This is a genomic window from Caenispirillum bisanense, assembly GCF_039523075.1.
Classification (GTDB): Bacteria; Pseudomonadota; Alphaproteobacteria; order Rhodospirillales; family Rhodospirillaceae; genus Caenispirillum; species Caenispirillum bisanense.
The window spans coordinates 1-3,390 of sequence record NZ_BAAAEP010000110.1 but is presented as its reverse complement, the minus strand read 5'-3'; the positions used below and the strand labels follow the sequence as shown (position 1 = coordinate 3,390).

At 72.4% G+C, this 3,390-nt stretch carries 3 protein-coding genes; 2 read left to right on the top strand and 1 reads right to left on the bottom strand.

What is annotated here, in order from left to right; all coding sequences use genetic code 11:
• Both ABD056_RS22560 and ABD056_RS22555 read left to right on the top strand, forming a co-directional pair.
• Positions 1–1,081, top strand: a 1,081-nt coding sequence (locus ABD056_RS22560; RefSeq protein WP_343870526.1) for a divergent polysaccharide deacetylase family protein, incomplete at its 5' end; no start/stop codon positions are given.
• A 75-nt stretch (positions 1,082–1,156) separates the two neighbouring features.
• Complete coding sequence (locus tag ABD056_RS22555; protein WP_343870524.1) at positions 1,157–1,363, top strand: heavy-metal-associated domain-containing protein; 207 nt, start codon at positions 1,157–1,159, stop codon at positions 1,361–1,363.
• A gap of 55 nt (positions 1,364–1,418) precedes the next feature.
• Here the strand turns inward: ABD056_RS22555 and ABD056_RS22550 are convergent, their stop codons facing one another.
• The gene (locus ABD056_RS22550) at positions 1,419–3,173 is read right to left on the bottom strand and encodes a hypothetical protein (protein WP_343870522.1); all 1,755 of its coding nucleotides are present in this window, start codon (positions 3,171–3,173) and stop codon (positions 1,419–1,421) included.
• Between the last annotated feature and the right edge of the window lie 217 nt (positions 3,174–3,390).

Sequence of the window (3,390 nt, the reverse complement as noted above, 5' to 3'; positions counted from 1 at the left end):
CGCCGCCCCGGCGGTGACGCCGCCGGTCGCCACCAGCCAGCCGCCGCTGTCCACCGGGCCGCTGGTGACGCCGCCCGCCGCCCTGCTGCCGCCGCCGCCGTCGCCGTCTCCGGCTGCCTCGGAAGCGCACGATTATGCCGACGCGGAAGCCGAGGCCGGTGCCGGGGCCTATGCGGAGATCCCGGCGGAACGGCCGCCGTCGGCCTCGGCCTCGCCCTCGACCTCGCCCGCCGCCGGGGCGGTCAAGCCGCCGGTGAAGGCGGTGCCGGCGCCGCCGCCAGCGGAAACCCAGGTGGCCGCCCTGCCGACGCCGCCGCGCTCGGTGTTCGAACCGGCGCCCAAGGCCTTCGACGGCGAGGCGCCGTGGGTGAAGTACGCGGTGCCGTCGCCGGCGGTGAAGGGGCGGCCGATGATCGCCATCGTCATCGACGACCTGGGCGTCGACAAGGTGCGGTCCAACCGCATCGTCACCCTGCCGGGGCCGCTGACCACCGCCTGGATGACCTACGCCGACAACGTGGCGGCGCAGGCGAAGGCGGCGCGGGCGGCGGGGCATGAACTGATCATCCACATGCCCATGGAGCCCCTGAACGGCAGCCTCGACAGCGGTCCCGACGTGCTGAAGACCACCATGACGCCGGACCAGGTGCGCCGCCAGGTGCGGGCCGGCCTGTCGCGGCTGGAGGGTTACGTCGGCATCAACAACCACATGGGCAGCCGCTTCACCACCGATCCCGAAGGCATGCGGGTGGTGATCGACGAGCTGCGCGCCCGCGGCCTGCTGTGGCTCGACAGCAAGACCTCGCCGCGCTCGGTGGGGCCGAAGCTGGCGGAACAGGCGGGCATTCCCTTCGCCGAACGCCACATCTTCCTCGACAACGTCGATACCCTGCCGGCGGTGATGGCGCAGCTGGCGGAGACGGAAAAGGTGGCGCGCAAGGTGGGCTATGCCATCGCCATCGGCCACCCCCACGACTCCACCTACAAGGCGTTGAAACAGTGGCTGCCGAGCCTGGAGGACAAGGGCCTGGTGCTGGTGCCGCTGTCGACCATCGTGCGCAAGCGCATGGGGCATGGGTAGGGCGCGCCGTCGCCCTTGACCTTCCAGCGGCGGGAAGGTGCAGTCTATGGCCACACTCAACCAAGGGGCTGACACATGAGCAAGAGCTACACGTTGAAGGGCATGACCTGCGGCGGCTGCGCCCGTTCGGTGGAGCAGGCGATCAAGGCGCAGAAGGCCGATGCGGTGGTCAGCATCGACCTGTCGACCGCCCGCGTGACGGTGGACAACGGCCCGGACGATGCCGTCATCGCCAAGGTGGTGGATGACGCCGGCTTCGAATACGCCGGCCCCGCCGCCTGACACTGCCCTGTACTGAAAGGCCGCCGCGCCCATTGGGCCGGCGGCCTTCGTGCGTCTACAGGGTGCCGAGCAGCTTGGCCTTGGGCAGCCGCACGATGCGGCCGGGCAGGGGGATATCCTTGGAAAAGGCGCTGCCGCCCACCTGGCGGATGCCGGCCGCCAGCGCCGCCGCGATCTCCTGCCGCCGCTTGAGGCCCCAGGCGAAGGTACCGCTGGCGCCGCCCAGGCGGGCCTTTTCCTCCAGCTGCCGCAGGGCCGCCGCCAGCCGTTCCGGGTGACGGTCCGCCGCCGCCACGGTATCCAGGTCGGCGCCGACCAGCACGCCCTTGATGCCGAACACCGCTCGCGCCGGCTCCAGCAGCGGGGTGCGCAGGGCGATTTCGCGCACCACCGGATGCAGCGCCTGCACCGCCGCCGTCACCGTCGCTGGGCGGGTGTTGGGGGTGATGCCGACCAGTTCCACCCGCAGTTGCAACATGCGCTGGCCCTGCGGCGCCGCGCACAGCGCCTTCAGCACCTCCGCCCGCCGCTCCCCGGCCAGGGAGACGGCATGCAGCGGCACCACCAGCACCGCCTTGTTGCCCGCCCCGGCCATGGCCGCCAGCGCCTTCGCCGCCTCGGCGGCGACCAGGGGATCGTGCAGCGCCGCCGGCTCCCGCGTTTCCCCGGCGGGGATGGAGCCGCCAGTGAGCACCGGCCGCAGCAGGAAGGTATCCGCCGCCTCGGTCGCCAGGGTCCAGCACGGCCGCAGGGCCAGTTCCACCGCGCCGGGCGCCTTCGACGCCGCGTCCACTTCGGGTTCCGGGTCTTCCGGCGGCAGCGGGGCGGGGGGCGGCGGCGCCTCGTCGGTGGCGTCCAGGCCGCCGCGCTTCAGGTAGTCCTGCGGCGACAGGGTGGCGAGCAGGCCGCCGTGCATTTCCTCGAAGTGACGCCGTTCCGCCTCGCTCAGCGGTCTGACCAGGGGCTCCCAGCGCGGCGCCTGGGCGGCTTCGCGGGCGGCGGCGAGCAGCGGGTCTTCGGCCGGCGGCGGGTCGTCGTAGTCGGCACCGGCGCCGCTGGTCGCCCAGGTGCGGCGGCCTTCGTCGCGGTCGGGCAGGGCGGCCTGATGCCAGTAGCGGCGTTCCGGCTGGTGCAGGGCGGTGGGATCGACCGTCGGCAACAGGCGCTGCGGCTTCTTCTCCGGCGGGCGGCTGGACCAGAAATGGGTCGCGGCCGCGCCGTCATCGCCGGCCGCCGCCACCGTCTGGCCGCCGGCCACGGCGGCGTGCAGGGCGTCCTCGTCCAGCCCGTCGCCCTCGCCCAGCAGGTCCTCGGGGGCGATCTCGGCGACGCGGACCAGCGCCTGCTTGCCGCCGAAGTTGGCGCCGGAGAGACGGCCGCCGATTTCCTCGGCCACCATGATGGCGCGGTTCTTGGCCTCGCCCTCCGACAGGCCGCGGAAGCCGAGCACGAACATGTCGGTGCCGCGCTGGGCATAGGCGTGGGTATGGCCGAGGCGCGAGCGCAGCACGCCTTCGGCGATCAGCATGATGTTGGTGGACAGCTTCAGCCAGCGGGCGGAGCCGATGGCCTCCTTGAACTCCACCAGCGAGATGATGTGCATCTTGCCGCCGAAGGCGCCGATGTCCTCCTTGAGGATGTCCTCCAGCGTCAGTTCCGGCGGTTCCTCGTCGAAGGCGGACGGCTGCCCCTGGCCGGCCTCCGGCCCGGCCGGCGGCGCCTCGGCAGGCTCGTCGGCGGCCAGACGCTTGATGACGTCGGGCACCACCTTGTCGACGAGGCGCGACAGGAACCGGGGCGGTCTGGCCATGGCCTTGAATTTCCAATGTGAAACGGCGCGGACCGAAAGGCCGCGCCGCTGCCACTTTAGCGCCGGAGGTTACCTGCGGGCAACCTCCGGCTTCGTTGGGGCTGGCGTCCTCAGGCGGCCTTGATGGCGCTGAGGAAGGTTTCGACTTCGGTGCGCAGGGTCTCGGCCTCGCTCTCCAGTTCGTGGGCGGCGGAGCTGACCTTGCCGGCGGCGGCCT